27 protein-coding genes are annotated in these 24,357 nt (G+C 66.9%); 20 read left to right on the forward strand and 7 right to left on the reverse strand.

The window, feature by feature from the left end; translation table 11 throughout:
• Positions 1 to 20 precede the first annotated feature (20 nt).
• Positions 21 to 1,415: a DUF2867 domain-containing protein gene (locus V3B25_RS13400; protein WP_329810834.1), complete on the reverse strand. Its 1,395-nt coding sequence runs from the start codon at positions 1,413 to 1,415 to the stop codon at positions 21 to 23.
• Between the two features lie 24 nt (positions 1,416 to 1,439).
• Positions 1,440 to 1,751 carry a metalloregulator ArsR/SmtB family transcription factor gene (locus V3B25_RS13405; RefSeq protein ID WP_004147836.1) on the reverse strand — a complete coding sequence of 104 codons (312 nt, stop codon included), beginning with the start codon at positions 1,749 to 1,751 and terminating at the stop codon, positions 1,440 to 1,442.
• Positions 1,752 to 1,880: 129 nt separating this feature from the next.
• Between V3B25_RS13405 and V3B25_RS13410 the strand changes: the two genes are divergently transcribed.
• The 8 genes from V3B25_RS13410 (at position 1,881) to V3B25_RS13445 (ending at position 9,069) form a co-directional block, all read left to right on the forward strand.
• Positions 1,881 to 2,462, forward strand: coding sequence for a hypothetical protein (locus V3B25_RS13410; RefSeq protein WP_049398870.1), 582 nt, complete (start codon positions 1,881 to 1,883; stop codon positions 2,460 to 2,462).
• Between the two features lie 182 nt (positions 2,463 to 2,644).
• Complete coding sequence (locus tag V3B25_RS13415) at positions 2,645 to 3,112, forward strand: DUF2975 domain-containing protein (protein ID WP_032127655.1); 468 nt, start codon at positions 2,645 to 2,647, stop codon at positions 3,110 to 3,112.
• Entirely contained in the window at positions 3,112 to 3,336 is a 225-nt protein-coding gene (locus V3B25_RS13420; RefSeq protein ID WP_032127628.1) for a helix-turn-helix transcriptional regulator, read from the forward strand. Before V3B25_RS13415 ends, V3B25_RS13420 begins: the two co-directional genes overlap by 1 nt.
• Before the next feature lie 43 nt (positions 3,337 to 3,379).
• A complete protein-coding gene (locus V3B25_RS13425) occupies positions 3,380 to 4,918 on the forward strand; it encodes a TerC family protein (protein ID WP_329810835.1) in 1,539 nt (512 codons plus the stop codon).
• 134 nt (positions 4,919 to 5,052) lie between these two features.
• Positions 5,053 to 6,189 (forward strand): metallophosphoesterase, encoded by a 1,137-nt coding sequence (locus tag V3B25_RS13430; protein WP_329810836.1) that lies wholly within the window; start codon positions 5,053 to 5,055, stop codon positions 6,187 to 6,189.
• Positions 6,190 to 6,230: 41 nt separating this feature from the next.
• On the forward strand, positions 6,231 to 6,620 hold the full coding sequence (locus V3B25_RS13435; protein WP_329810837.1) for a hypothetical protein: 390 nt from the start codon (positions 6,231 to 6,233) through the stop codon (positions 6,618 to 6,620).
• A 97-nt stretch (positions 6,621 to 6,717) separates the two neighbouring features.
• A complete protein-coding gene (locus V3B25_RS13440; RefSeq protein WP_329810838.1) occupies positions 6,718 to 7,731 on the forward strand; it encodes a hypothetical protein in 1,014 nt (337 codons plus the stop codon).
• 78 nt (positions 7,732 to 7,809) lie between these two features.
• Positions 7,810 to 9,069: an MFS transporter gene (locus tag V3B25_RS13445; RefSeq protein WP_049422767.1), complete on the forward strand. Its 1,260-nt coding sequence runs from the start codon at positions 7,810 to 7,812 to the stop codon at positions 9,067 to 9,069.
• A 4-nt stretch (positions 9,070 to 9,073) separates the two neighbouring features.
• On the opposite strand, the gene V3B25_RS13450 is transcribed toward V3B25_RS13445, so the two are convergent.
• A complete protein-coding gene (locus V3B25_RS13450; RefSeq protein WP_329810839.1) occupies positions 9,074 to 10,021 on the reverse strand; it encodes a nucleoside hydrolase in 948 nt (315 codons plus the stop codon).
• A 151-nt stretch (positions 10,022 to 10,172) separates the two neighbouring features.
• Between V3B25_RS13450 and V3B25_RS13455 the strand changes: the two genes are divergently transcribed.
• Complete coding sequence (locus V3B25_RS13455) at positions 10,173 to 10,505, forward strand: hypothetical protein (RefSeq protein WP_049422768.1); 333 nt, start codon at positions 10,173 to 10,175, stop codon at positions 10,503 to 10,505.
• Between the two features lie 164 nt (positions 10,506 to 10,669).
• On the opposite strand, the gene V3B25_RS13460 is transcribed toward V3B25_RS13455, so the two are convergent.
• Together V3B25_RS13460 and ppsA are read right to left on the reverse strand one after the other, a co-directional pair.
• Positions 10,670 to 11,563 carry a mechanosensitive ion channel domain-containing protein gene (locus V3B25_RS13460; protein WP_049422444.1) on the reverse strand — a complete coding sequence of 298 codons (894 nt, stop codon included), beginning with the start codon at positions 11,561 to 11,563 and terminating at the stop codon, positions 10,670 to 10,672.
• Between the two features lie 150 nt (positions 11,564 to 11,713).
• Positions 11,714 to 14,092, reverse strand: coding sequence for a phosphoenolpyruvate synthase (gene ppsA, locus V3B25_RS13465; protein WP_049422443.1), 2,379 nt, complete (start codon positions 14,090 to 14,092; stop codon positions 11,714 to 11,716).
• Positions 14,093 to 14,237: 145 nt separating this feature from the next.
• Here ppsA and V3B25_RS13470 point away from each other — a divergent pair, with 145 nt between their 5' ends.
• The 5 genes from V3B25_RS13470 (at position 14,238) to V3B25_RS13490 (ending at position 18,485) form a co-directional block, all read left to right on the forward strand.
• Positions 14,238 to 15,059 carry a pyruvate, water dikinase regulatory protein gene (locus tag V3B25_RS13470; RefSeq protein ID WP_006452040.1) on the forward strand — a complete coding sequence of 274 codons (822 nt, stop codon included), beginning with the start codon at positions 14,238 to 14,240 and terminating at the stop codon, positions 15,057 to 15,059.
• A 148-nt stretch (positions 15,060 to 15,207) separates the two neighbouring features.
• On the forward strand, positions 15,208 to 15,717 hold the full coding sequence (locus V3B25_RS13475; RefSeq protein ID WP_032130357.1) for a DUF1249 domain-containing protein: 510 nt from the start codon (positions 15,208 to 15,210) through the stop codon (positions 15,715 to 15,717).
• A 42-nt stretch (positions 15,718 to 15,759) separates the two neighbouring features.
• Positions 15,760 to 16,248 carry an 8-oxo-dGTP diphosphatase gene (locus V3B25_RS13480; protein ID WP_049462146.1) on the forward strand — a complete coding sequence of 163 codons (489 nt, stop codon included), beginning with the start codon at positions 15,760 to 15,762 and terminating at the stop codon, positions 16,246 to 16,248.
• A 124-nt stretch (positions 16,249 to 16,372) separates the two neighbouring features.
• The gene (locus tag V3B25_RS13485) at positions 16,373 to 17,002 is read left to right on the forward strand and encodes a DUF2239 family protein (protein ID WP_329810840.1); all 630 of its coding nucleotides are present in this window, start codon (positions 16,373 to 16,375) and stop codon (positions 17,000 to 17,002) included.
• Between the two features lie 118 nt (positions 17,003 to 17,120).
• Positions 17,121 to 18,485, forward strand: coding sequence for an MATE family efflux transporter (locus V3B25_RS13490; RefSeq protein WP_329810841.1), 1,365 nt, complete (start codon positions 17,121 to 17,123; stop codon positions 18,483 to 18,485).
• 224 nt (positions 18,486 to 18,709) lie between these two features.
• Here V3B25_RS13490 and V3B25_RS13495 read toward each other — a convergent pair whose 3' ends face one another.
• The gene (locus V3B25_RS13495; protein ID WP_329810842.1) at positions 18,710 to 19,360 is read right to left on the reverse strand and encodes a methyltransferase domain-containing protein; all 651 of its coding nucleotides are present in this window, start codon (positions 19,358 to 19,360) and stop codon (positions 18,710 to 18,712) included.
• Between the two features lie 344 nt (positions 19,361 to 19,704).
• Here V3B25_RS13495 and V3B25_RS13500 point away from each other — a divergent pair, with 344 nt between their 5' ends.
• The 6 genes from V3B25_RS13500 (at position 19,705) to V3B25_RS13525 (ending at position 23,641) form a co-directional block, all read left to right on the forward strand.
• Positions 19,705 to 20,319 (forward strand): CDP-alcohol phosphatidyltransferase family protein, encoded by a 615-nt coding sequence (locus V3B25_RS13500; protein ID WP_032130352.1) that lies wholly within the window; start codon positions 19,705 to 19,707, stop codon positions 20,317 to 20,319.
• 22 nt (positions 20,320 to 20,341) lie between these two features.
• The gene (gene phaE / locus V3B25_RS13505; RefSeq protein WP_032130351.1) at positions 20,342 to 21,418 is read left to right on the forward strand and encodes a class III poly(R)-hydroxyalkanoic acid synthase subunit PhaE; all 1,077 of its coding nucleotides are present in this window, start codon (positions 20,342 to 20,344) and stop codon (positions 21,416 to 21,418) included.
• Positions 21,415 to 22,482: a class III poly(R)-hydroxyalkanoic acid synthase subunit PhaC gene (gene phaC / locus V3B25_RS13510; RefSeq protein WP_329810843.1), complete on the forward strand. Its 1,068-nt coding sequence runs from the start codon at positions 21,415 to 21,417 to the stop codon at positions 22,480 to 22,482. The genes phaE and phaC overlap by 4 nt, the downstream gene beginning before the upstream one ends.
• 51 nt (positions 22,483 to 22,533) lie before the next feature.
• Complete coding sequence (locus tag V3B25_RS13515) at positions 22,534 to 22,923, forward strand: YfeK family protein (RefSeq protein WP_329810844.1); 390 nt, start codon at positions 22,534 to 22,536, stop codon at positions 22,921 to 22,923.
• A 65-nt stretch (positions 22,924 to 22,988) separates the two neighbouring features.
• Positions 22,989 to 23,192, forward strand: coding sequence for a PspC domain-containing protein (locus tag V3B25_RS13520; RefSeq protein WP_006374017.1), 204 nt, complete (start codon positions 22,989 to 22,991; stop codon positions 23,190 to 23,192).
• The gene (locus tag V3B25_RS13525; RefSeq protein WP_329810845.1) at positions 23,189 to 23,641 is read left to right on the forward strand and encodes a hypothetical protein; all 453 of its coding nucleotides are present in this window, start codon (positions 23,189 to 23,191) and stop codon (positions 23,639 to 23,641) included. Before V3B25_RS13520 ends, V3B25_RS13525 begins: the two co-directional genes overlap by 4 nt.
• A gap of 480 nt (positions 23,642 to 24,121) precedes the next feature.
• Here V3B25_RS13525 and V3B25_RS13530 read toward each other — a convergent pair.
• A partial coding sequence (locus V3B25_RS13530; RefSeq protein ID WP_329810846.1) for an IS3 family transposase occupies positions 24,122 to 24,357 on the reverse strand: 236 nt, incomplete at its 5' end.

Consider the following 24,357-nt stretch of genomic DNA (forward strand, 5'->3'; position numbering starts at 1 on the left):
ATGCCGGCCACGGGCCGGCATCATCTGTACGCGGAGTACTCCGCCCAGTCATCGAGATCGGCCAGTTCCGGCGCCAGCGCATGTTCGACCGCGCGGCGCAGCAGTGCCGGCGCGACGTAGTGCCGGTGCGCGGCATCGATCAGCGCCATGTACAGGCGGCCGAACGCATTGCGGGTCTGCACGCGCGAGCCGAGGCTGATCTCGACGTGGCCATCGGCACAGCGCTGCACCCGCACGCTGCTGCGGAAGCGCAGGTGGCGATCATCGGCACCGAGCAGCACTTCGGCGCAGGTGTCCCCGTCATCGATGTGCGCGTCCAGCACCGGGTAGCGACCGGCGAACAACCGGCTGCGGTCGGTCGACAGCAGTGACGATACCGGGCAGCCGAGCGGCGACGTACGCAGCCGCAACGGCGCCACGAGGCGGTTACGCAGTGCCATCAGGTGGCCCACGCCGGTGGGCGGATTTCGCAGGAAGCCTTCCAGTACATCGGCCAGCAGTACCGACGCGGAGTGATGCGCGACCTGCGCGCTGTCCAGGCACAGCGTGGTCTGGTCCTGGTAGTGGCTGTGCGGCAGCGCAGTGGCCAGCAGCCCGTCGCTGTGTGGTGCCTGCGACTGGACCGGGTAGGCCGGTGTGGCGCGTTCGACGAACCCGCGCAGCGGCCGCAGTGGAATCCGGCGCAGCGGACCGAGCAGGGCACGGGTACGCGCGCACAGCTGAGCACTCAGGCTGGGGGGTGCGGCCTGCAGCGACAGCTGCAGCAGTGGCGCTGCCGAGAGTGCAGTGGCCGATGGCCAGTGGGCATCGGGCAGTACCTCGGTCAGGCTGGGGATATCGGCCGCATTGCGTTGAACCTGTGCACGGGCCTGCTCATCCATCGCCCCGGCCAGCTCATTGCTGTGGCAGGACAACGCGAACAGCGCCGGATGTGTGCGATGGTTCGATGCGAACTGGTGCCACGTGCCGCCGCCGAAGCGCACGGTGAACAGGCAGTCCGGTGGAATGCGGATGCGCCGCAGCGTGCGTGCGAAGGCAGCGGGATCGCGCGCCAGCTGCGCGTCGGAGGCGGTGGCGAAGCGCAGCTCGGCGCCCGCGCTTCCGGCGATGGCGGTGAACGTGCGCGGGCCTGCATGGCGATGAAACGGGTGACCACCGGCACCGACGGTGAAGCTGTACAGCGAGGAGGCGTCGCCCTGCTGCAGATGCATGCCGCCCAGTCGCGCCGAAGGCTCGTCCAGCGCATCGATGAAGGCCGGGTGGTGGCGCTGGCGCTGGCTGGCGTCGGTCACCAGCGCATCACCGGCACCGATGCCGAGCTGCGCGATCAAGGTGACTTCGGTCGGGCTTCCGCCCTCCTGCCCCGGAAGCTGCACCCCTGGAAACGAACGGCGGTCGCGGGTCGAACCAGGCATGGTCATGCTCCTTGGCGGGGCGGTTCAGCGGGCTGGGGACTTGCGGCGCGCGCGTGCTTCGCGCTTCAGCGGGCCGCCGACCGGACACACTTCGGCTGCCCAGGAAAACAGCGTGTTGGCCAAGCGGTCGGGCACCTGCCGGAAGTAGACGAACTGGCCGCGCTTCTCGCGTTCGATCAGGCCGGCTTCCTCGAGGATGCGCAGGTGGCTGGACAGCGCCGGCTTGCTGAAGTCGAAGCGTTCGGCCAGCTCGCCCGCGCTCAGCTCACCGGCGCTGAGATAGGCCAGGATCTGGCGGCGGGCGGTGGAGGCGAGGGCTTCGAAGATACGGTCCATGGCGAGCTAATTAACTAATTCGTTAACTGATACTCCTCCCGCCAGCGGCGGCTGTCAAGCCATGACCCGTTGCGCGTGGCGCCCGGGCTTTGCCATCCTCCCTGCTGTTTTCCGTAGCGTGGAATCCCGATGCGTCCTGTGTTCTGGCTGGCTTTGGCCCTGCTGCCCACCCTGGCGGTGGCGCAACCTGCGCGTACTGCAAAGGCCAAGGCCCCTGCGCAGGATCCCTTCAGCGAGCTGTTCGATACTGCCTGCATGCAGCACATCGGTGCCCCGGCGCGGTTGCAGTCGCTGATGGAATCCAATGGGCTGTCGCCGTTGCAGCCCGCCGAAGCCGCGACGCTGTTGCAGGGGCAATCGGGCGTGGCCTGGATGGTGCCTCTGGCCAGTGGCCGCTATGCGGTGAGCTGGGCTGACGATGGCACGTGTACGGTCTACGCCGAAAAGGCCGACGCGGCGGTCGTGCAGAAGGGATTCGCCCGGTTGGTGCAGGCCGCACCGAAGCCGTTGCAGGTGCGGTCGCTGCCAGGGCGTGGGCCGCTGTCGGCCGATCAGGTGGCCATCCAGTACGGCTGGGCCACGCCGGGGCAGGGCAAGCTGCAGGTGCGATTCCGCCTGGTCACACGGCAGGCGGCCGAAGCCGGCGTGCAGGCGATGGCCTCGGCGGCCCCGGGCGAAGCGATGCTGGCGCAGGGCGCGCCTGGGCCCTGAAGGGCCCACGCTCGCGATTCAGCCTTTCACGCGGCAAGTGGTATATCGTTTATCGATAAATTCACCCGGGGCGGCGAGGCCACCCCAATGCCGGAGGCCGCTTGACCGCTCGTCCCGCCCGCGCCAGACCCGCGCGAGGCTTGTTCACCCTGGCCCAGGCCGCCGTACAGGCGGTGCGGGCGATGTGCTGGCTGGGCATCCTGGCCGCACTGCTGGCCGTGCCGCTGGTCGCCCACGACCGCAGCTGGCTGCTCGACAGCATCCACGATGCTGATGCCGCTGCCGTGCATGGCAGCGACCTGTTCCTGCATTTCTGCCTGGGCCTGGGCGCGATCGTCGCGCTGCTGGTGCTGTGCCTGATGTTCCTGCGCCACCTGCTGCGGCTGTTGAAGTCGGCGGCGCGCGAGCGGCCGTTCACCCACGCCAATGCACAGCGCCTGCAGCGCATGGCCTGGCTGATGCTGTCGATGGAGGTGCTGTCGATCCTGATCGGCGCCTACGCCGCCTGGATGGGCCCGGACTTCACCTGGATGGAGGTGGGCGGCGGCATGTCGATCACCGGCCTGGTCGCGGTACTGATGCTGTTCGTGCTGGCACGCGTGTTTGCCGTGGGTGCGGCAATGCGCGATGACCTCGACGGTGTCATCTGATGGCGATCGTCATCACCCTGGACCGCATGCTGCAGGAACGGGGCATGACCCTGTCCGAGCTGGCCGGGCGCATCGACATCACCCTGGCCAACCTGTCGATCCTGAAAACCGGCAAGGCGCGCGCCATCCGCTTTTCCACACTTGATGCGATCTGCCGTGAGCTGCAATGCACGCCCGGTGACCTGCTCGGGCATGACCCGGCGCAGGCGCAGGAGGCTGACTGAGTGTTTCCCCTTTTCCCTTACCTACTGACGAAACGGACCTGAAATGGAATGGTTGGCTGACCCCTCGATATGGATGGGCCTTGCAACCCTGGTCGTGCTGGAGATCGTTCTCGGCATCGACAACCTGGTGTTCATCGCGATCCTGGCCGACAAACTGCCGCCGCACCAGCGCGACCGCGCGCGGGTGATCGGCCTGGCGCTGGCCCTGCTGATGCGGCTGGTGCTGCTGGCCGCGCTGGCATGGATCATGAAGTTGACCGAACCGCTGCTCACGCTGTTCGACCACAGCTTCTCCGGGCGTGACCTGATCCTGCTGGGCGGTGGTCTGTTCCTGCTGTTCAAGGGCACGATGGAACTGCACGAGCGGCTGGAGGGCCGCGAGCATCACGAGGATGGCAAGAAGGTCTACGCCAGCTTCGCGATGGTGGTGGCTCAGATCGTGGTGCTCGACGCGGTGTTCTCGCTGGACTCGGTGATCACTGCGGTCGGCATGGTCGACAACCTGGGCGTGATGTACGCCGCGGTGACCATCGCGATGGCGCTGATGCTGGTGGCCAGCAAGCCGCTGACCCGCTTCGTGAACAAGCATCCCACGGTGGTGGTGCTGTGCCTGGGCTTCCTGTTGATGATCGGTTTCAGCCTGGTGGCCGAAGGCCTGGGCTACAAGATTCCGAAGGGTTATCTGTACGCGGCGATCGCCTTCTCGATCCTGGTTGAAGCCTTCAACCAGTGGGTGCGCTTCAATCGTGAGCGCAACGAGCGTCGCCAGCCGTTCCGCCAGCGTACCGCCGACGCCGTGCTGCGCATGCTGGGCGCGCGCCCGGCCAATGGCCACGACGACGAAAACGCTGACGAACACGTCGATGCCGAAGAGCGGTTGCAGCCGGCCGAGCACGAGATGATCCGCAGCGTGCTGGGCCTGGCTGATCGCCCGGTGTCGAGCGTGATGACCGTGCGTGCCGACGTGCAGTGGATCGACCTGGCACGTGGGCAGGAGGATGTGGTGGCACGCCTGGTGGCATCGCCGCACACCCGCCTGCTGGTGGGTGATGGCGACCTGGACAGCCTGCGCGGCGTGGTGCAGAGCCGCGACCTTCTGGCCGACCTGCTGCAGGGCAGGCCGCTGCAGCTGGAGGGCAACCTGCGCGAGCCGCAGTACGTGCTGTCCAGCGCCAGCGCACTGCAGGCGCTGGAACTGATCCGCCAGCACCCGGTGCCGTTGGCGGTGGCGGTGGACGAGTACGGCAGTGTGGAAGGCCTGGTGACCGCCAACGATCTGCTGGCGGCCATTGCCGGTGACCTGGTCGACACCCAGGACGAGCGCTATGGCGTGGAGGCGCAGGGCGAGAACCAGTGGGAGGCCGACGGTGCGCTGACCCTGGACGACCTGCAGCGCCTGGCCGGCGTGTCGCTGCCGCGCAGTGCCGACTACATGACCATCTCCGGACTGGTACTGGAGCAGTTGGGTCGCCTGCCGGACATCGGTGACACGGTGGAGATTGCGGATGTACGCATCACCGTACTGGCAATGGAGAAGCGTCGCATCGCCCGCCTGCGGGTGGAACGCATCGGGCTTTCGTAGAGTCGAGCCATGCTCGACTGGCCCTCTGTAGAGTCGAGCCATGCTCGACTGCTTCCTGAGCAGCCGGGTACGGGCCCGGCTCTACACAACACTGCCGGCAACCGTCACCATGGCGGGCCCGCTTTCTTTCCAGGATGGTTGCAGTGCTGAGTACGATCGGTTTGTTGATGGGCCTGTATGTGGCCTGGCGCCTGTTCTGGCCACTGCGCATGCCCATCTGGATGAAGGTCGTGCTGTCGCTGCTGCTGGTGAGCGTTGCCGTGCAGCTGCGCATCGTCGCCATGTTCTGGGGCACGATGGCCTCGCCGGAAATCCCGAAGCTGGCCATCGCCTCGTTGGCCACGGGTTCGACTGCCGTACTGCTGCTGGCGCTGTTCCTGCTGGTGCTGGACGCGGGCCTGTTGGTGTCGCGCATCCTGCGCAGGCCACGTGCTGTATCGGCGTTGCGCGCGCCGAAGCTGCGCCCGGCGGCGGGTGTGCTGGCGCTGCTGGTCAGTGGCTATGGCGTCAGCCAGGGCATGGCCGTCCCCAAGCCTCGGCAGATCGAGGTGAGCATCGCCGGCTTGCCGGCCGCGTTCGATGGCTATCGCGTGCTGCAGTTGACCGACATCCATGCCAGCCGCCTGCTGACCGGCGACTGGGTGCGCAGGGTGGTGGAGGAGAGCAATGCGCTGAAGCCGGACCTGATCGTGATCACTGGCGATCTGATCGACGGCAGTGTCGAGGCCCGTCGCGACGACGCGCGTCCGTTGGCCGACCTGCAGGCGCCGGATGGCGTCATTGCCATCACCGGCAACCACGAGTACTACGCGCAGTACCAGGACTGGATGCAGGCGTTCCGCGCGCTGCACATGCAGGTGCTGGAGAACAGTCATCTGCAGGTACGACGCGGTGACGCGGCGCTGACCATCGCCGGTGTCACCGACCCGGTGGCGGCACGCTACGGCCTGCCGTTGCCGGACCTGGAGGCCGCGCTGGCTGGCGCCGATCCGGGCGCGCCGGTGATCCTGCTCGACCATCGCCCGCGCAACGCACGCGAGGCTGCCGCGCGTGGGGTGAAGCTGCAGTTGTCGGGGCATACCCACGGCGGGCAGATCATCGGCATGGACCAGCTGGTGAAGCGCGCCAATGGCGGTTATGTGTCCGGGCGTTACGAGGTGGATGGCATGACACTGTACGTGAGCAATGGTGCTGGCCTGTGGGCCGGTTTCCCGGCACGCATCGGCGTTCCTTCGGAGATCACCCTGATCACCCTGCGCCGCGCCCCGTGACCCCTGACAAACCACAGGGAAGGAACCATCCCCGCGCACCCATGGAACGTCTGATCCGCGCCAATGCGGACGAGATCAATCGGCTGCGCCAAGCCATCCGCGAAGCCGCTGGCGCGCGCTGGCGTGGCCCGGAAGAAATGCAGCGGCACACAGCAGCCTGCGCGGAATACAACCAGCGCTATGAACAGCTTGCTTTCCCGGGTGGCTACGCCAATGCACTGAAGCAACTGGCTGAGCAGGATCCGAATACGGTGGATGTCGTGCTGACCTTCCTTGAGGTGCGCCCGTACTTCTTCCGTTCCGGATATATGTGGAAGACGCTGCTGAAGCGTGTGCAACGGGCACCGATGGGTGTGAAGCAGCAGGCCCGGATGCAGAAGATCCTCGATGCCTACACCGCTTACAGAGCGGCAAGCCAGCACACCGGGTAGCTCCACGCCATGCGTGGAGGTCGCGCAGCACCCAGCGTCCCAGCCGGCCCGGGATCGGCGATCATCTGCACTGAGTTCTGAAACCAGGAAACACGCAATGCAGGGAGCGCATCATTCAATCCGGCGTCCGCGCCACGTCGCGCTGCTGGTTGGTCTGCTCGCGCTGGCGGCATGCCAGCGCACAACGGATGCGCCGACCGGAGTACCCGCAGCGGGCACACCGCTTGCCGCCCCGGCCATGGCAGAAGACCTCTCTCCGCTGCTCGATGCGCTGCCGAGCTGTGCGCTGGACGGCTGGTACATCGACGTTCAGACCGAGCGTCCGGCACATCCCTGGCTGGCCACGAATACGCCGAAGCCCTGCAAGGAGGACGAGGAGAACGAGATCGCCACGTTCTGCGTGCAGGGGCAGTGGAAGGGACTGCCGGTGGAGGAGGTGATCCTGCCGACGATGACCTTCGTCTCGTTCCGTGGCGTGAAGATCGGCCTGCCGCTGGAGAAGGCGCGTCCCATCGTCCGCCAGCGCTTCGGGCAGGAATTTCCGGGCGGCGCGTCTTACGAGCAGGGCCGCGAACCGAAGCTGATGGCCGATCCTGAAGATGCGCAGCGTTCGTGGCTGCTGTGCAGCACCCCGGAACTGGGCCACGACGTGGACAGCGAGGGGAGCATCAGCTATTCCGGCATGAACCTGCCCTACGACCACGACGGTTGCAGCTACCGCTACAGCCCGGTCGATTTCTGCGATGCGCAGCACCGCGCCGCCATTGAAGATGCCCTCCAGCACCAGAAACCCGATTTCAACCAGCACTATCTGCTGGTGCAGGTCGATGATCGACCCGAGTACTTCCAGCGCACGCTGGTGCTGGTCGATACCCGCACGGGCAGGGCGACGCCATTGCCGTTCGATGCCTTCACCGGGCCGGCGGGGAAGGGCGGAGACGCCACCGGCTACGGGACCCTGGAAACGGGTGTGGACCAGCAACAGTTCTGCCTTGATGGTGCGTTGCTGGTCTACCGCGTGTTCGAGGAAGGACGCTTCTGCTTCGGCTTTGACGGTGAGCGATTCACCGGCCATGAAACCCAGTACATGCAGGCGACGGACAGCCGATGACCGGTATTTCACCCCGGCCGTGACATCCTGCCCCGAACCTGCGCAACCGGGATCGAGGCTGTTGAAGGCGAACACGCAATGACTGCCGAGCGGCAGCGCTCGATGTGGGTGGCCGGCCTGTCCACGGTGGTGGAGTGGTACGACTTCACCTTGTACCTGTACTTCGCCACGGTGCTGTCGCGGGTGTTCTTCGGTGGTGGCGAGCAGGCGCTGCTGGTCACCCTGGCCGGCTTTGCGGTGTCCTACCTGATGCGCCCGCTGGGCGCACTGTGCTTCGGCCACCTGGGGGACCGGCTGGGCCGGCGCTGGATGCTGCTGGCATCGATGGCCCTGATGGCAGCGGCGATGCTGGCCACCGCGCTGCTGCCGACTGCGGCCACGGCGGGCACTACGGCGGGCGTGCTGCTGCTGGTACTGCGCTGCGTGATGGCATTTTCGGTGGGCGGTGAGTACACCGGCGTGGTGGCGTACCTGCTGGAAAGCGCACCAGCACGGCGACGCGGCCTGGTGACCTCGCTGGCATCGGCGGCCAGCGAGGTGGGCGCGCTGCTGGCGGTGGCGATCTCGGCGCTTACGGTTGCGCTGCTGCCCACGGCGCAGCTGGACAGCTGGGGCTGGCGCATTCCGTTCTTCTTCGGTGCCGCGCTGGCACTGGTGATCCTGGTTGCGCGCTCGGGCATGCACGAATCGCCGGAGTTCGAACGCCAGCGTCGCGAGGGCAGTATTCCGGCTACGCCGCTTCGCCACGTATTGCGTAACCACCCGCTGGCGGTAGCGCGCACGTTTGCGATCTCGGCGCTGGGATCGATCACTTATTACGTCGGCATCACCTATGTGCCGGCATTCCTGCATGCGCAGGGTCATGACGAAGGTGATGCACTGTGGCTGTCGACGATTGCGGCAGTGGCGGTCATTGCGATCACGCCGCTGTGCGGCGCATTGTCCGACCGCGTCGGGCGACGGCCGATGCTGTTGGGCCTGACCGTGCTGGCAGCGCTGCTGCCGCTGTCCCTGTTCGCGTGGATGGCACAGGCGACGGCGCTGGGCATCGCGCTGGCGGCGGTGCTGCTGGCCTGCGTGGCCGGTGGCGTGAGCGCGGTCGCGGCCCCTGCCACGGCTGAACAGTTCCCCGGCGAAGGCCGGGTCAGCGGGCTGGCACTGGGGGTGACCATGGCCACCGCCTTCTTCGGCGGCGCAACACCCTGGCTGGCGCAATGGTGGGTGGAGCGCAGCGGCTGGGCAGCGGCGCCGGGCGCGATGATCGCGCTGGTGGCGGTGCTGGTGCTGCCGGTGCTGTGGACCCTGCCCGAGACGGTCCCGGGCAGGGCCAAGCGCTAGCGGGTCAGACCTTCAGGGTCTGCTCGATGTCGGCCAGTACCGCGGCCGCATCCACGCCGATGGCAATCGACTGCACCACGTGGCCATCCCACACGCTGGGACCGAACGCCAGGCCTTCCGGCTTGGGAATGGTCATGCCGCGGGCGACACCGTCGGTGGCCACGCGCACGCTGGCGCGCTCGAACTGGAACAGCTCCGGGCGGGTCAGCGCGATGCACGCGCAGCAGTCGTGCACGACCATGCCCTTGTGGCCGGCCTGCAGGTAGAAGTCCACGTAGTCCTGCGACAGCGCACGGACCAGCTCGGCGTCGGCACCGCCGATGGCAGCCAGCGTGTCCAGGCCGTCACGGTCCATTTCCACGCGGGTGGTCACGTCCAGACCGATCGCAGTAACCGGCCAGCTGGCAGTGAACACCACGTCGGCGGCTTCGGCATCGCCCCAGATGTTGGCCTCGGCGGCCGGGGTGATGTTGCCGTTGACGTGGAAAGCGCCACCCATGATCACCACGCCGCGCACCAGGCCGGCGATGTCCGGGGCCTGCTGCAGGGCCAGGGCCAGGTTGGTCATGCGGCCGACCGCGACCAGGGTCACCTCGCCCGGATGGGCGCGGACCAGGTCGATGATCAGCTGGTGGGCCGGGCGCGCATCGGCGGCCACGTCCAGGCTGGCCGGCACCGGGTGATTGCCCAACCCGTTGTGGCCATGGATGTGCACCGGCCAGGCTTCCGGGGTGGCTTCCGGCTGCAGCGGGCCACCGGCACCGCGCGCGACCGGAGCGGCAAAGCCCCAGGCCTGCTTCAGGTACAGCGCATTGTGCGTGGTCGACTCCACCGAGGCGTTGCCGAAGGTGGTGGTGACGCCGATCAGGTCGATCTGGGTGTGCTTGTGCAGGTACAGCAGGGCCAGGGCGTCGTCGACGCCCGGGTCGGTATCGAAAATGACTTTCAGCATGTTGTTGTTCTTCTTCTTCCGTGTGGTGCGGGGGGCGCCGGCGGCCACGGGGCAGGCCGGCGCGCCCTACATTGTCCCATCTTCATGACAGGCAGGGCCATTGCCGGGGTGGCAGGCCATAATGCCCCCAGTCCAGGCACGGAGTCGCCGAATGCTGATCGTTGCCCTTCTGCTGGTCCTGCTGGTGCTGGGCCTGAACGTGGTGGCTACCGTGGTGATCGTCAGGCGTGATGGCCTGTCGGTGGGCGGCCGGACGGTGCAGCTGCTGCTGGTCTGGCTGCTGCCGCTGGTCGGCGCGATCCTGTGCATGGCGGTGGCCACGGCCGATGGCTCACCCGCGCGGAGCGATGGCAGTGGCGGTGGGCCCGCCGATTTCTCCGGCGGCTATTCCGGGGACAGCCACAGTCATCACAGCTACAGCAGCTCCGACTGTGGAAGCGACGGCGGCAGCAGTGACGGTGGTGGTGGCAGCTGCAGCGATTGAGGTCTCTGTAGAGTCGGGGGGGGGGGGGGGGGGGCGGGGCCCCCCCCCCGGGGGGCGCGGGGGGTCGGCCGGCGGGGCGGGGGGGGGGCCCGCCCCCCGCCGCCCACTCCCAGGATGTGCGGGGCAGGGTAGTGCCGGCCGCTGGCCGGCATTTCTGTGTCGGATCAAGGCTTGTCGCGCACCAGCGCGTCGGCCTCGACCACGCCGCCATCCTTGCCATGCAGGTACAGGTGCATGTCCTGCTGCGGATACGGGATGTTGATGCCGGCCTTGTCGAAGCCCAGCTTGAGCTGTTCCAGCAGCGTGACCTTGGTGCCGAACCAGTCGGCCGACTTCACGTAGCAGCGGATGCCAAGATTGATCGCGTGCGCCCCCAGCTCGTAGACGACCACGTCCGGTGCTGGTGCCTGCAGCACGCGCGGGTCGGCCTTCATCAGCGCCAGCGCGGTGTCGCGTGCCAGCTGGATGTTGTCTTCGTAACCGATGCCGATCACCAGTTCGACGCGGCGGGTCGGCTCGGCGGTGAGGTTGATGATGGGTGCGGCGGTGATCAGCGTGTTGGGAATGGTGGTGTGCTGGTTGTCGGCACCGGTGATGACGGTCTGGAAGATGCGCACTTCGCGCACCGTGCCGGTCTGGCCGGCCACGGTCACCACGTCGCCCACGCGGAACGGGCGCAGCGTCACCAGCATCACGCCCGACGCGATGTTGGACAGCGAATCCTTCAGGGCAAGGCCAACTGCCAGGCCAGCGGTACCGAGCACGGCCAGCAGCGGGGTGATCTGCACACCCAGCGTGCCGATCGCCAGCACCACTACGATCACCAGCGACGCGGCGTACACCACGTTGCGCAGGAAACTGCCCAGCATCGGGTCCACGCCCATGCGCGCGGTGGCGCGCGGCATTGCGTTGGACAGGCGTCGCGCCAGCCACATGCCGACCAGCAGCACCACGATCGCGGCCAGCAACGGCACACCGTAAGTTTCCAGCAGGCGCTCCCAGTCGAGCGAATGGAACCAGGGCGTTGCGGTGGGGGCGGGTGCTGCGGCGGCGATCATGCGGAAATCCTTTGCTGCGGGGGAAGTCTGCGCGGGGCAGGGCGTACGTGGACGCCAGAAACAGCAAGCCCCGCAGAGGCGGGGCTTGCGTGCAGCAGCAGTATGGGCCGACGCCGATGAACACGGCGTCAGCCTGTGGCCATCACGGCATCAGCCGTTGGCCTTCAGCTTGGCCAGGCGCAGCCAGGTATCGACCACGGTGTCCGGGTTCAGCGACACCGACTCGATGCCTTCCTGCATCAGCCATTCGGCCAGATCCGGATGATCGGACGGGCCCTGGCCGCAGATGCCGACGTACTTGCCCTTGGCACGTGCCGACTTGATCGCCATCGACAGCAGCTTCTTCACTGCCGGGTTACGTTCGTCGAACAGGTGCGCGACGATCGACGAATCGCGGTCCAGGCCCAGGCTGAGCTGGGTCAGGTCGTTGGAGCCGATCGAGAAGCCGTCGAAGATCTCCAGGAACTCATCGGCGAGCAGTGCGTTGGACGGCACTTCGCACATCATGATGATCTTCAGGCCGTTCTCGCCCTGCTTCAGGCCGTTCTGTTCCAGCACCTCGATGACCTTGCGGCCTTCTTCCAGGGTGCGCACGAACGGAATCATGACCCACAGGTTGTCCAGGCCCATTTCGTTGCGCACGCGCAGCACGGCCTTGCACTCCAGCGCGAAGGCGGCCGAGAAGCTCGGATCGACGTAACGGCTGGCGCCGCGGAAGCCGATCATCGGGTTCTCTTCGTGCGGCTCGTAGTTGCTGCCGCCGATCAGGTTGGCGTACTCGTTGGACTTGAAGTCCGACAGGCGCACGATCACGGCGTTCGGTGCGACCGAGGCGGTGAGGGTGGCGATGCCTTCGGCCAGGCGATCCACGTAGAAGCTGACCGGATCACCGTAACCGGCGATCTTCTCGTCGATCTTCTTCCTGGTTGCCGCATCCTGGCGGTCGTATTCCAGCAGCGCGTTCGGGTGGATGCCGATGTGGCTGGCGATGATCATTTCCAGACGGGCCAGGCCGATGCCGGCGTTCGGCAGCTGGCCGAAGTCGAAGGCACGTTCCGGGTTGGCCACGTTCATCATGATCTTCAACGGTGCCGGCGGCATGTTGCCCAGATCGGTGGTGGTGCGCTCGAAGCCCAGCTTGCCTTCGTAGATGAAGCCGGTATCGCCCTCAGCGCAGCTGACGGTGACCAGCTGGCCATCTTCGATGACCTTGGTGGCGTTGCCCGAACCGACCACGGCCGGCACGCCCAGCTCGCGCGCGATGATCGCGGCATGGCAGGTACGGCCACCGCGATTGGTGACGATGGCCGAAGCGCGCTTCATCACCGGTTCCCAATCGGGATCGGTCATGTCGGCGATCAGCACGTCGCCCGGCTGCACGCGGTTCATGTCGTCCAGCGTCTTCACCACGCGGGCCACGCCCGAACCGATCTTGGCACCGACGGCGCGGCCCTCGGCCAGCACGTTGCCGCCCTTTTCGGTCAGCGCGAAGCGCTCGATCTGGGTGGCATGGCTGCGCGACTTCACCGTTTCCGGGCGCGCCTGCACGATGAACAGCTTGCCGCTGACACCGTCCTTGGCCCACTCGATGTCCATCGGGCGGCCGTAGTGCTTTTCGATGACCAGCGCCTGCTTGGACAGTTCCTGCACGTCCTCGTCGCTGATCGAGAAGGTGTTGCGCAGTTCGACCGGAGTGTCCTCGATCCTGACGCGCTCACCCGGAACATCCGAATACACCATGCGGATGGCCTTGCTGCCGAGCGAGCGGCGCAGGATCGCCGGCTTGCCGGCCTGCAGGGTGGGCTTGTAGACGTAGTACTCGTCCGGGTTGACCGCGCCCTGCACGACCATTTCGCCCAGGCCGAAGGACGAGGTGACGAACACCACATCGCGGAAGCCGGACTCGGTGTCCAGGGTGAACAGCACGCCGGAGGAACCGACGCCCGAACGCACCATCAGCTGCACGCCGGCGGACAGGAACACGTCCTCATGCTTGAAACCGTGGTGCACGCGATAGGCGATGGCACGGTCGTTGTACAGCGAGGCGAACACTTCCTTGACCTTGTGCACGACGTCGTCGGCACCGGTGACGTTGAGGAAGGTTTCCTGCTGGCCGGCGAAGGAGGCATCCGGCAGATCCTCGGCGGTGGCCGACGAACGCACGGCCACGGCCACGTCGCCGCCGCCATTGTCGGCGCTCAGCTGGGCGTAGGCAGTGCGGATGTCCTGGTCCAGCTGCGGCTGCAGCGGGGCATCGATCACCCAGGTGCGGATTTCCTTGCCCGCTGCGGTCAGCGCGTTGACGTCCTCGACGTCCAGCGTGGCCAGCTTGTCGAAGATGCGCTTGGACAGATCGTTGTGCGCGATGAAGTCCTTGAAGGCTTCAGCGGTGGTGGCATAACCGCCCGGCACCGAAACGCCCAGACCGGCCAGGTTGCCGATCATCTCGCCCAGCGACGAATTCTTGCCGCCTACGCGGGCCAGATCGGCCAGACGCAGTTCGTGCAACCACAGGATGTTCTCGTTCAAGCGCGATGCTCCGTTTGGCCATCGCCCGAGGCGGGCTGGAATGGCCGCGTCCGTAGGAAGAAGCCGATATGATGCCGGGCAGAGTACCGTCGGCACAAGCTTGTGCTGGCGGCCTTTTTAGGCTTCGTAGGGGGTAAAAGCGCGCATGTCGACCATCCGTCCGGTGTTCTACGTTTCCGATGGAACCGGTATCACCGCTGAAACCATTGGGCATAGCCTGCTTACCCAGTTCTCCGGGTTCAGCTTCATTACCGACCGCATGTCGTTTGTCGACGACCCCGAAAAAGCGCGTGAAGCCTGCGCCCGGATCCAGGCGGCAGGGGAGCGGTACCAGGTCCGGCCGATCGTGGTGAACTCCTGCGTGGACCAGAGCCTGAGCCTGATCCTGGCCGACAGCGGCGCGCTGATGCTGGATGTGTTCGCGCCGTTCATCGAGCCGCTGGAGCGTGAACTGGCCAGTCCGCGCCTGGCCCGGGTCGGCCAGGCCCACGGCATGGTCGATTTCGACACCTACCACCGCCGCATCAACGCGATGAACTTCGCCCTGACCCATGACGATGGCATCGCGGTGAACTACGACGATGCCGACGTGATCCTGGTGGCGGTGTCGCGCGCCGGCAAGACGCCCACCTGCATCTACCTGGCCCTGCATTACGGGGTGCGCGCGGCCAATTACCCGCTGACCGACGAAGACCTGGAAAGCGACCGCCTGCCGCCACGCCTGCGCAACTACCGGCGCAAGCTGTTCGGCCTGACCATCGACCCGGACCGGCTGCAGCAGATCCGCCAGGAGCGCCGCCCGAACTCGCGCTACGCAAACCTGGACACCTGCAAGCGCGAGGTGGCTGCGGCCGAGGTGATGTTCCAGATGGAGCGGATTCCGACCCTGAGCACCACCCATACATCGATCGAGGAGATTTCCAGCAAGGTGCTGGCCACGCTGGGGCTGCAGCGCGAGCTGTATTGATCCTCGTCTGGTAGAGCCGGCCGCTGGCCGGCTGGTGGATGAACCCTCGGCCGCGATGCAGGGCTGCCGGCCAGCGGCCGGCACTACCCAGGGGTTGGCTTGCACGTGCGCGCCCCCACGTTGAAGCACCAACGTGTAGGATCGACCCATGGCCCGAGCCTTGCCCCGCACCGAACGCATTCCCCGCCTGAGCCGGCTGAGCTGGCTCATGGGCCTGTACGCGGAAAACTACCGCCATCTGGTGCGTCTGTTCGAACCGGCCGGACTGGTGGCGGGCAGCTACATTTCCTCGATCGGCGACGGCCTGGATGTCCGCCTGGACGTGATCGAGTGCCACCGCTACACGGTGGAACTGCGCCTGACCTACGACCTGGCCGACCCGGTCACCGGTGAGCCGGATCCGTCGGCCTATGTGCGTCTGTACCGTGACGCGCGCCAGGCCGAGACCACCCATTGCTACGTCGGCCGTCGCTGGCAGGACACCATGGGCCTGTACCCGCCGCCGGCAGAGCTGATCAGCCACCGCATGCGGATGAACACCTTCCTCGGCAAGTGGCTGGAATACCTGGCCGAGCGTGGCCACGGTGTCGCCACCCTGCGCCGCGATCCCGACGGCGCCAGTGCGCCTGCCGAGCGTCGCCTGTCGCTGGTGCGCTGATCGGCCATAATCCACGGCTGACCTGCCGCTGGATGCTGCCCCATGCCGTACACCCCGATCGTCGCCACCCTGGGCTATGTGCTGTCGCCTGATCGTCGCCAGGTGCTGATGATCCACCGCAATACCCGTCCCGGTGACCACCACCTGGGCAAGTACAACGGCCTGGGCGGCAAGATCGAAGCGGACGAGGATGTGGCGGCCAGCATGCGCCGCGAGATCGCCGAGGAAGCCGGCATCGACTGCACCGGCATGCGCCTGCGCGGCACCATCAGCTGGCCGGGCTTCGGCAAGCACGGCGAGGATTGGCTGGGTTTCGTGTTCGTCATCGATGGATTCGAGGGCACCCCGCACGGCGGCAACCACGAAGGCACGCTGGAGTGGGTGGACCTGGACAAGCTGGACACCCTGCCGATGTGGGAGGGCGACCGCAACTTCCTGCCGCTGGTGTTCGACGCCGACCCGCGCCCGTTCCACGGCGTGATGCCGTACAAGGACGGGCGCATGGTGAGCTGGTCCTTCAGCCGCCTGTGAACCGGGAAATCGGGTAGCTGCCAACCTTGGTTGGCACGCTCTTCTGGCAAATTAATACCCGGGCAATATTGACGGGATCAAATTACCCGGGCAATATTTGCGCATCGCCTCTGATGCCATTGCCATGCCTGCGTCCCGACTCCCTCCCTTCAGTTGTTTCGACGGCCATCGCCTGGTCGCTTCCGGTACGCCGGAAGTGGTCGCGCTGGCGTTGAAGCAGCTGCGTGTCGACAACGCTGCCGGTCCGCTGCTGGTGTTCGACAACGCCACCGGCCGCACCCGTGATTTCGATACGCGTGGCAGCGACGCAGAACTGCTTTCGCGGGTGGCTGCCGCGTTCCCATCGGCCGTGCAAGCGGACGCCGGAATCGCTCCTGAAGACGCGCCTGTTGCCCCGCGAGGCCGTGGCCGCCCCAAGCTGGGTGTGGTCGCCCGAGAAGTGACCTTGCTGCCGCGCCATTGGGCGTGGCTGGCCGAGCAGCCTGGCGGTGCCTCGGTGGTGCTGCGCAGGCTGGTGGAGGCGGCCAGCCGTGCCGGTGCTGACAAGGACCGCCAGCGTCGTGACAGCGAGCGTGCCTATCACTTCCTGCAGACCATCGCCGGTGACCTGCCGGGTTTCGAGGAGGCGATCCGTGTCCTGTTCGCGCATGACCGCGCGGGCCTGGAAGCGGCGTTGCGGAGTTGGCCCGCGGATGTGCGCGCCCACGCTCTGCGCCTGGCCTTCGACGATCCTGCGGACCACGCCGACGGCTGAGCCATCGCGCCGTTGCTGAGCGACGGCCCCACCTGACCGCGGGTCCAGGCCCGCTTCCCCTGTGCGTGCTTTGCTGGCGGAAACGCCGGGCAGGGCGGCGCCTTGCCCAGAGAACCCCATGAGCCCCCCTGTACATCCGATACCTCCGGCAGCACCCCCGCTGTGGCGCACCTATCTGACCCTGCTGCTGCCGATGCTGCTGACCAATGCGCTGCAGCTGGCCGCAGGCACGCTGGACAACATTTACCTCGGCCATCTGCTCGGCACACAGGCAGTGGCTGCAGCGGCTGCGTTCTTTCCGGTCTTCTTCCTGCTGTTGGCCCTGGTAATGGGCCTGGCGACCGGTGCGATGGTGCTGATCGGCCAGGCCTGGGGCGCGGGCCGCCCGCAGCAGGCACGCGTCGTGGCTGGCAGCGCGGTGGCGCTGATCCTGCTGCTGTCGGTGCTGGTGATGGCTGTGGGCGGCGGCTTCGCGCCACAACTGCTGGTGGCGTTGGGCACGCCGGCAGCGGTCCTCAGTGAGTCCATTGTCTACGCACGCGTGCTGTTGCTGACGGCACCGGTGTTCTTCCTGCTGTGGCTGGCCACTGCGGTGAGCCGCGCGGTGGGCGATGCGAAGACACCGCTGCATGCGCTGCTGCTGGCAACGGTGGTCGGCCTGCTGTGCACGCCGCTGCTGATCGTCGGCTGGGCCGGCCTGCCGCAGCTGGGTTCGGCCAGTGCGGCAGTCTCGGCGGCGTTTGCCTCGCTGCTGGCCCTGGCCTGGCTTATGTGGCGGTGGCAGAGGATGGGGCACCCGTTGGCGCCGGGACGTGAGCTGCTGCGTGCCATCCGTTTCGATGGCGTGCTCATCCGCGCGATGCTGCGCATCGGCGTACCGTCATCGCTGCAGATGCTCAGCCTGGCCATTGCCGAAATCGTGTTGCTGGGCTGGATCAACCGCTACGGCTACACGGCCACGGCCGCCTACGGTGCGGTCAACCAGTTGATGAGCTGGGTGCAACTGCCTGCGATGTCGCTGGGGATCACCGCCACCATCCTCGCGGCGCATGCGATGGGCGCGGGGCGTACGGCACGGCTGCCCGCCATCGCTCGCACCGGTGTGCTGCTTGGGCTGGCGATGCTGAGCGTGGTGGTGCTGCTGGTGATGGCGCTGGCGCCCTGGCTGACCGGGCTGATTCTGGCGGCCGCAGAGGTGCGCGAATTGGCCGCATCGCAGCTGCGCACGGTGGTATGGGGCGTGCTGGCGATGGGAGGCAGCGCGGTGCTGGTCGGGGTAATGCGCGGCAGCGGCACGGTTTTGCTGCCAGCGTTGCTGGGCATGGCAGCGGTACTGCTGCTGGAGCTGCCGTTGGCGATGTGGTTGCAGGCGCGGCATGGGCTGGCCGGCCTGTGGTGGGCGTGGCCACTGGGGCTGCTGGCGATGCTGGTGATGCAGGTGTTCTGCTTCGCGCATTGGCGGCGGCGGGTGCAGGCTGGGTAGTGCCGGCCGCTGGCCGGCAACGCGGAACGGTCGGGGCAGCCGGCCAGTGGCCGGCTCTACCACGCGGTCGGATCACCGTCGTTGCGGCGGCTGCGGTGGGCCGACCATTGGTGATGCAGGTGTTCTGTGTTGCTCGCTGGCGGCAGGTGCAGGCTGGGTAGTGCCGGCCGCTGGCCGGCAATCCGGAATGCCGCGGCAGCCGGCCAGCGGCCGGCTCTACCACTTCAGCGCCGCTGTGCCAGCAGCAGATGGAAGTGCTTTTCGCGGATCTGGCCGTCATTGCCGGCTGCGGATTCCCGGTGGCTGCGCCAGGCCGAGACGCGGAAGCCCGACACACGCAGCGCCAGCTCCACCGCGTCCAGCTCATGCAGTTGGAAGTCGGCAGCAAATGGCAGGCTGCGCATGAAGCTGGCGTCGCCAAAGGCCAGGCACAGGCGGCCGCCCCGGCGCAGCACCCGCGCCAGCTCGTCCAGCACCGGCGCCAGGTTCGGCCAGAAGTACAGGGTGTTGACCGCCAGCGCGGCATCCATCGCGGCATCGGCGACCGGCAGCGCATGAGCGTCGCCGTGTCGCATCGCGGCACGCTCGGCCAACCCGGCGCTGGCCAGGCGCTGGTTGCCGGCCTCGACCATGGCGATGGACAGCTCAATACCCAGATAGTGGCTGTCGGTGGCCTGCAGCATCAGCGGCGCGAAGGCCGCATTGCCGGGGCCGATCTCCAGGACCCGTTCGCCAGTACCGACGGCCAGCAGCCCGATCGCGGCCAGGTTGAGTGCGCCGTTGCTGCGGTTCATCGAGTCAGCCACCGCCAGCGCGGCCTCGCCATGGGGCTGCCGCAGCTGTGCGGCCAGAGTGGGAGCATCCAGCATCATCATCGTCCGTTGCAGAGTTTCGGACGTGGCGGCGGCGGGTCCGCCGGTGACCATAGCGCCGACCTTGTGGCTTGGGAAGTAGGGAAACCCCGCTTCGGGGTGATGAGGAAATGTCCAGCGTCGCAGTCGGTGAGATCTGGTTGTCCACAGGGGGTGTGGATTACGCGTGGGCAACTTTGTGGATAAGCCGCGACAGGCGCCACCCCCCTAGGCTGTCAAGATGGGTGGCGAAAAATTCACCGCCGGTGAGGACAGGTGAGGGAGCGGTGAAGGCTGGGGCCTGCCAGCGCTGTCGCCAGTGGCGGCGCTCGCGGTAACCTGTGGGCCTTGATGCTCCGTGAGACCCCATGAAACGTCACTTCTCGATGCTGCGCGAATTCCAGCTGGCCGACTGGTTCACCCTGGCCAATGCTTTCTGCGGCACCGGTGCGGTCTTTGCCGCAATGCGCTTCCTGCAGGACGGCGAGCGCGGCTACCTGCTGTTCGGCATGGCGTTGATCCCGCTGGCTTTCATTTTCGACGCCCTCGACGGGCGCATCGCGCGCTGGCGCAAGTCCAGCTCCACCCTGGGCCGCGAGCTGGACTCGCTGTCCGACGTGATCTCCTTCGGTGTGGCCCCGGCGGCGCTGGCCTACGCCTGCGGCATGCAGGGCGGCTGGGACTGGCTGGTGCTGAGCTATTTCGTCTGCTGCGGCGTCAGCCGCCTGGCGCGCTACAACGTCACCGCAGAGGCGCTGGCCGGCGACGAGGGCAAGGTTGCGTATTTCGAGGGCACCCCGATCCCGACCAGCCTGGTGCTGGTGATCGTGCTGGCGATCGCCGCCGGTACCGATGCCATCGGCCAGAACATCTGGTTCGGCCAGTGGCAGATCGGCCCGTGGCAGCTGCACCCGATGGTGTTGTTGTTCGCCTTGTCCGGGTCGCTGATGATCAGCAAGACCCTGCGCATTCCCAAGCCATGAGCCAGCCCTGCGGAGGCCTGCGATGACCAGCTCGGCCCACGACGCCGGCAGCAGCGATTTCGAGACCCTGGCCCGGCAGTACTTCGGCGCCTGGGGCGATGCCCTGCGCCACGCCAGCACGCCCGGTGCGCCGGCAGGTGACGACCCCGGCAGCTGGCAACGGCTGTTCGACTGGTGGGGCCAGCTGTTGCCCGAGCAGGGGCAGGGCGCGCCGGAAGATGCCGTGCGCCGCTTCCGCGAACAGGCGGGCAGCTGGTACGGAACCATGCAGGAAGTGGCTGCGCGTTTCGCCGGCCGCGACGCCAGCAGTGCCGATGTGGCACAAGCCTGGCGCGAGGCGGTGCAGGGGCAGGGCGACGGCATGCTGCAGTGGATGCTGCAGGGCGCCCGTGGCAGCACCCACGCTGGCGCCGCTGTACCGGAGTTTGCCGCCTGGCTGCAGCAGTTCCAGCTGCAGGCCGGTCCGTGGCTGCAGAGCCCGGCGTTCGGGCCCGGCCGCGAGCACCAGGCGCGCTGGCAGGCGCTGCTGCGGGCGCAGGAGGAATACCAGCAGCATTCACGCGCCTACGTCGATCAGATCAAGCAGGCACTGGACGAGGCCTTCGCGCTGTTCGAGCAGCGCCTGGCCGAGCACGAGCAGCCGGGCAGCCAGCTGACCAGCGCCCGCGCGATGTTCGACCTGTGGATTGAAGTGGCCGAGGAGGCCTACGCCAAGGTCGCCATGTCCGAACCGTTCCAGCAGGTGTATGCCGCACTCGGCAACGCTCAGATGCGCCTGCGCGCCGGCCTGCAGCGCGAGGTGGAACAGATGAGTGAACGGATCGGCCTGCCGACCCGCAGTGAGATGGACGCCGCGCACCGCCGCATCGCCGAGCTGGAGCGCAGCCTGCGCCGACTGCAGGCACAGGTGGCGGCCATGGCCGGTACGGGCGAGGTCGATCCGGTGGCACAGCCGGCGCCGGCGAAGGTGAAGCCGGTCGCGCGCAAGGCCGCGAAGAAGGCCGCGCCGGCAAAGAAGGCGGCTGCGAAAAAGGCGCCTGCGAAGAAGGCTGCACCAAAGGCAGCGCCTCGTACTTCCACGCGGACGCGTGACCGATGAAAGGACCGCTGGGCTTCAACGCTGATGACCTGATGCAGGAAACCCTGGCCATGCAGCGCAAGCTGATGGAAGGGCTGAAGCTGCTGCCGCAGGTGGAAGACGTGGACTACGGCGTGACCGCGCGCGAGGAAGTCTGGCGCGACGACAAGGTGGTGCTGTACCGCTTCGTCGGCGAACAGTCACCGACCCGGCGCACGCCGCTGCTGATCGTCTACGCGCTGGTCAACCGGCCGTACATGGTCGACCTGCAGGCCGACCGTTCGCTGGTGCAGAAGCTGCTGGCGCTGGGGCAGGACGTCTACGTGCTGGACTGGGGCTACCCGGATCGCTCGGAGCGCTTCCAGACCCTGGAGGACTACCTGCTGCGCTACATCGATGGCGCGGTCGATGCGCTGCGCGCGCGCGGTGGTGGACCGGTCGACCTGCTCGGCATCTGCCAGGGCGGCGTGTTCGCGCTGTGCTACGCCGCGCTGCGCCGGCAGAAGCTGGGCAAGCTGATCACCATGGTCACCCCGGTCGATTTCCACACCGCCGACAACATGCTCTCGCACTGGGCGCGGCAGGTGGATGTGGACCTGCTGGTCGACACGCTGGGCAACATCCCGGCCGACCTGATGAATGCCAGTTACCTGATGCTCAAGCCGTTCCGCCTGAACGTGCAGAAGTACGTCGGCCTGCTCGACATCCTCGATGACAAGGCTGCGCTGGAGGATTTCCTGCGGATGGAGAAGTGGATCTTCGATTCACCGGACCTGGCCGGCGAGGCGTTCCGCGACTTCATCAAGCAGTTCTACCAGGGCAACGGGCTGATGAACGGCACGGTGCGGATCGGCGAAGAGGCGGTGGATCTGTCGAAGGTGACCCTGCCGGTACTGAACATCTACGCCGAGCAGGACCATCTGGTGCCGCCGGATGCCTCGCGCGCGATGCGTGGACGCCTGGGCACCGAGGATTACACTGAGTCCAGTTTCCGTGGCGGCCATATCGGCATCTACGTGTCCGGTCGCGCGCAGCGCGAAGTGCCGGCCACGATCGATGGCTGGTTGAAGGTGCGCGACGTGTAAGGCTTGCTTCGCTTTTGTAGAGTCGAGCTTGCTCGACTGCCTTGGAGAATAATGATGTCGCAACGGTTCACGCTGCTGCTTGCCACGCTGCTGCTTGCCACGCTGCTGCTGGCAGCACCTGTTGCCCACGCCGCACCCAGTACGGATGCACGCCGGGAGATCGCCCAGCTGATCTCCAGCCTGGACGGCTCCCAGTGCCGGTTCCAGCGCAATGGCAGCTGGTACGACGGCAGCGATGCGCGCGCGCACCTGCAGCGCAAGTACGACTACCTGCTGAAGAAGGACATGGTGGACAGCGCCGAGCAGTTCATCGAGCGCGCCGCCAGCCAGAGCAGCATGAGCGGCAAGCCCTATCGCATCCAGTGCCCGGGGCAGCCTGAACAGACTGCAGCCGCCTGGTTCGGCGCACGCCTGCAGGCCCTGCGCCACCGCGCTCCGTAGACATAGGGGCGGTGTAGAGTCGAGCCTTGCTCGACTGCTTTTTCCCGTAGCCCAGGAGAACCGCCATGAACACCACGCCGCGCACGCTGTCGCGTTCATTGAACGACCGCATGATTGCCGGCGTGATGGGCGGCATCGCCCACCGCTTCGGCTGGAACCCCACGCTGGTGCGGATCGTGTTCGTGCTGGTCTCGATCGGCTCGGCAGCCTTCCCCGGCATCCTGGTCTACCTGATCCTGTGGCTGCTGATTCCCAACGAGGCCGATTGAAGACTCCCGTGACGCCCTGGCCGGTCTGGCTGCGCGCGCTGCAGGTGCTGGGCGCGGTGTGGACGTCCCCCAATTCACTGCTCGGCCTGATCGGTGGACTGGCCGGCATGCTCGGCGGCGCGACGCTGCGCTGGAGCGCCCGCGACTGTGCGCTCATCTTTGATCACTGGCCGTGGGGGCCGGGCGGGGCGATCACGCTGGGCAATGTGATCCTGCATACCGGGCACGACCTGGGCATGTCCTGCCGCACCTATGCGCATCAGGCCGGGTGGGGCGTGGAGCCGCTGATCCGGCTGGACGACCACGAGCGCGCGCACGTCTACCAGTACCTGGTGCTGGGGCCGTTGTACCTGCCGGTGTACCTGCTGTGCGGCGGGGTGAGTGCGCGCAATCCGTTCGAGCGCGCGGCGGATCATTACGCCCGGTTCGGGCATGGCTGGTGGCCGTAGGTTTCCAGCCAACGGCGCAGCCCCTCGTGGGTGGTCGCGGAATGCGTTTCATGCGATTGGGCCGGGCGGGGTGGGTTCGCGGGACACGCCGTAAACCCGTCCCTGGGGGCTCGATGGCGCCATCCATGGCGCCAACGGTCCCGCGAACCCACCCCACCCGGCCTCTGACAGTTTCCGTGCGCGTCCAGCCACGGAGAAGAAAAAGAACAGCAGAAGCGGGTCGCGCGCTGCGCTTGCTCGCGAGCCGAGCCTGCGGTCGGCTTCGCGGACTGGTCTGAAAGCAGCCGAGCGTGGGCTCGGCTCTACAAAAAGCGGCCAGCCAGGCTGCTTTTGCTTTTGATCTTCTTTTTTCTTCTCCGTGGGTGGTAGACGCAGCAGAAATCTGTCAACGGCCGGGTGGGTGGGGCTGGCGGGGTATCCGCGGCATGGATGCCGCGGCTAAGCCCCCAGGGTGAAGTGACCCCCGAGACTTGGACGGGGTCAGGCGGCCGATTGGGCCTGCTCCCGGTACTTTACCGGGCTCAGACCTTTCAGTTTCAGTTTGATGCGCTCTTCGTTGTAGTACTGGATGTATTCCACCAGCCCAGCTTCCAGACTCTCGAGGCTGTCAAAGCTGTTCAGGTAGAAGAATTCCGACTTCAGCGTTCCAAAGAAGCTCTCCATCGCCGCATTGTCCAGGCAGTTGCCGCGCCGGGACATGCTTTGCTTCAACGAGT

Source organism: Stenotrophomonas sp. SMYL8, from assembly GCF_036320065.1.
Taxonomy (GTDB): Bacteria; Pseudomonadota; Gammaproteobacteria; order Xanthomonadales; family Xanthomonadaceae; genus Stenotrophomonas; species Stenotrophomonas maltophilia_A.

Coding starts and splice junctions, on each gene's coding strand:
- V3B25_RS13420 (WP_032127628.1), top strand. CDS start 3,112: ATGGCGATCGTCATCACCCTGGACCGCATGCTGCAGGAACGGGGCATG.
- phaC (WP_329810843.1), top strand. CDS start 21,415: ATGAAAGGACCGCTGGGCTTCAACGCTGATGACCTGATGCAGGAAACC.
- V3B25_RS13500 (WP_032130352.1), top strand. CDS start 19,705: ATGAAACGTCACTTCTCGATGCTGCGCGAATTCCAGCTGGCCGACTGG.
- V3B25_RS13435 (WP_329810837.1), top strand. CDS start 6,231: ATGGAACGTCTGATCCGCGCCAATGCGGACGAGATCAATCGGCTGCGC.
- V3B25_RS13480 (WP_049462146.1), top strand. CDS start 15,760: ATGCCGTACACCCCGATCGTCGCCACCCTGGGCTATGTGCTGTCGCCT.
- V3B25_RS13460 (WP_049422444.1), bottom strand. CDS start 11,563: ATGATCGCCGCCGCAGCACCCGCCCCCACCGCAACGCCCTGGTTCCAT.
- V3B25_RS13450 (WP_329810839.1), bottom strand. CDS start 10,021: ATGCTGAAAGTCATTTTCGATACCGACCCGGGCGTCGACGACGCCCTG.
- V3B25_RS13445 (WP_049422767.1), top strand. CDS start 7,810: ATGACTGCCGAGCGGCAGCGCTCGATGTGGGTGGCCGGCCTGTCCACG.
- V3B25_RS13490 (WP_329810841.1), top strand. CDS start 17,121: ATGAGCCCCCCTGTACATCCGATACCTCCGGCAGCACCCCCGCTGTGG.
- V3B25_RS13515 (WP_329810844.1), top strand. CDS start 22,534: ATGATGTCGCAACGGTTCACGCTGCTGCTTGCCACGCTGCTGCTTGCC.
- V3B25_RS13425 (WP_329810835.1), top strand. CDS start 3,380: ATGGAATGGTTGGCTGACCCCTCGATATGGATGGGCCTTGCAACCCTG.
- V3B25_RS13400 (WP_329810834.1), bottom strand. CDS start 1,415: ATGCCTGGTTCGACCCGCGACCGCCGTTCGTTTCCAGGGGTGCAGCTT.
- V3B25_RS13475 (WP_032130357.1), top strand. CDS start 15,208: ATGGCCCGAGCCTTGCCCCGCACCGAACGCATTCCCCGCCTGAGCCGG.
- V3B25_RS13405 (WP_004147836.1), bottom strand. CDS start 1,751: ATGGACCGTATCTTCGAAGCCCTCGCCTCCACCGCCCGCCGCCAGATC.
- phaE (WP_032130351.1), top strand. CDS start 20,342: ATGACCAGCTCGGCCCACGACGCCGGCAGCAGCGATTTCGAGACCCTG.
- V3B25_RS13485 (WP_329810840.1), top strand. CDS start 16,373: ATGCCTGCGTCCCGACTCCCTCCCTTCAGTTGTTTCGACGGCCATCGC.
- V3B25_RS13440 (WP_329810838.1), top strand. CDS start 6,718: ATGCAGGGAGCGCATCATTCAATCCGGCGTCCGCGCCACGTCGCGCTG.
- V3B25_RS13520 (WP_006374017.1), top strand. CDS start 22,989: ATGAACACCACGCCGCGCACGCTGTCGCGTTCATTGAACGACCGCATG.
- V3B25_RS13430 (WP_329810836.1), top strand. CDS start 5,053: ATGGTTGCAGTGCTGAGTACGATCGGTTTGTTGATGGGCCTGTATGTG.
- V3B25_RS13495 (WP_329810842.1), bottom strand. CDS start 19,360: ATGATGATGCTGGATGCTCCCACTCTGGCCGCACAGCTGCGGCAGCCC.
- V3B25_RS13415 (WP_032127655.1), top strand. CDS start 2,645: ATGTGCTGGCTGGGCATCCTGGCCGCACTGCTGGCCGTGCCGCTGGTC.
- V3B25_RS13410 (WP_049398870.1), top strand. CDS start 1,881: ATGCGTCCTGTGTTCTGGCTGGCTTTGGCCCTGCTGCCCACCCTGGCG.
- V3B25_RS13470 (WP_006452040.1), top strand. CDS start 14,238: ATGTCGACCATCCGTCCGGTGTTCTACGTTTCCGATGGAACCGGTATC.
- V3B25_RS13455 (WP_049422768.1), top strand. CDS start 10,173: ATGCTGATCGTTGCCCTTCTGCTGGTCCTGCTGGTGCTGGGCCTGAAC.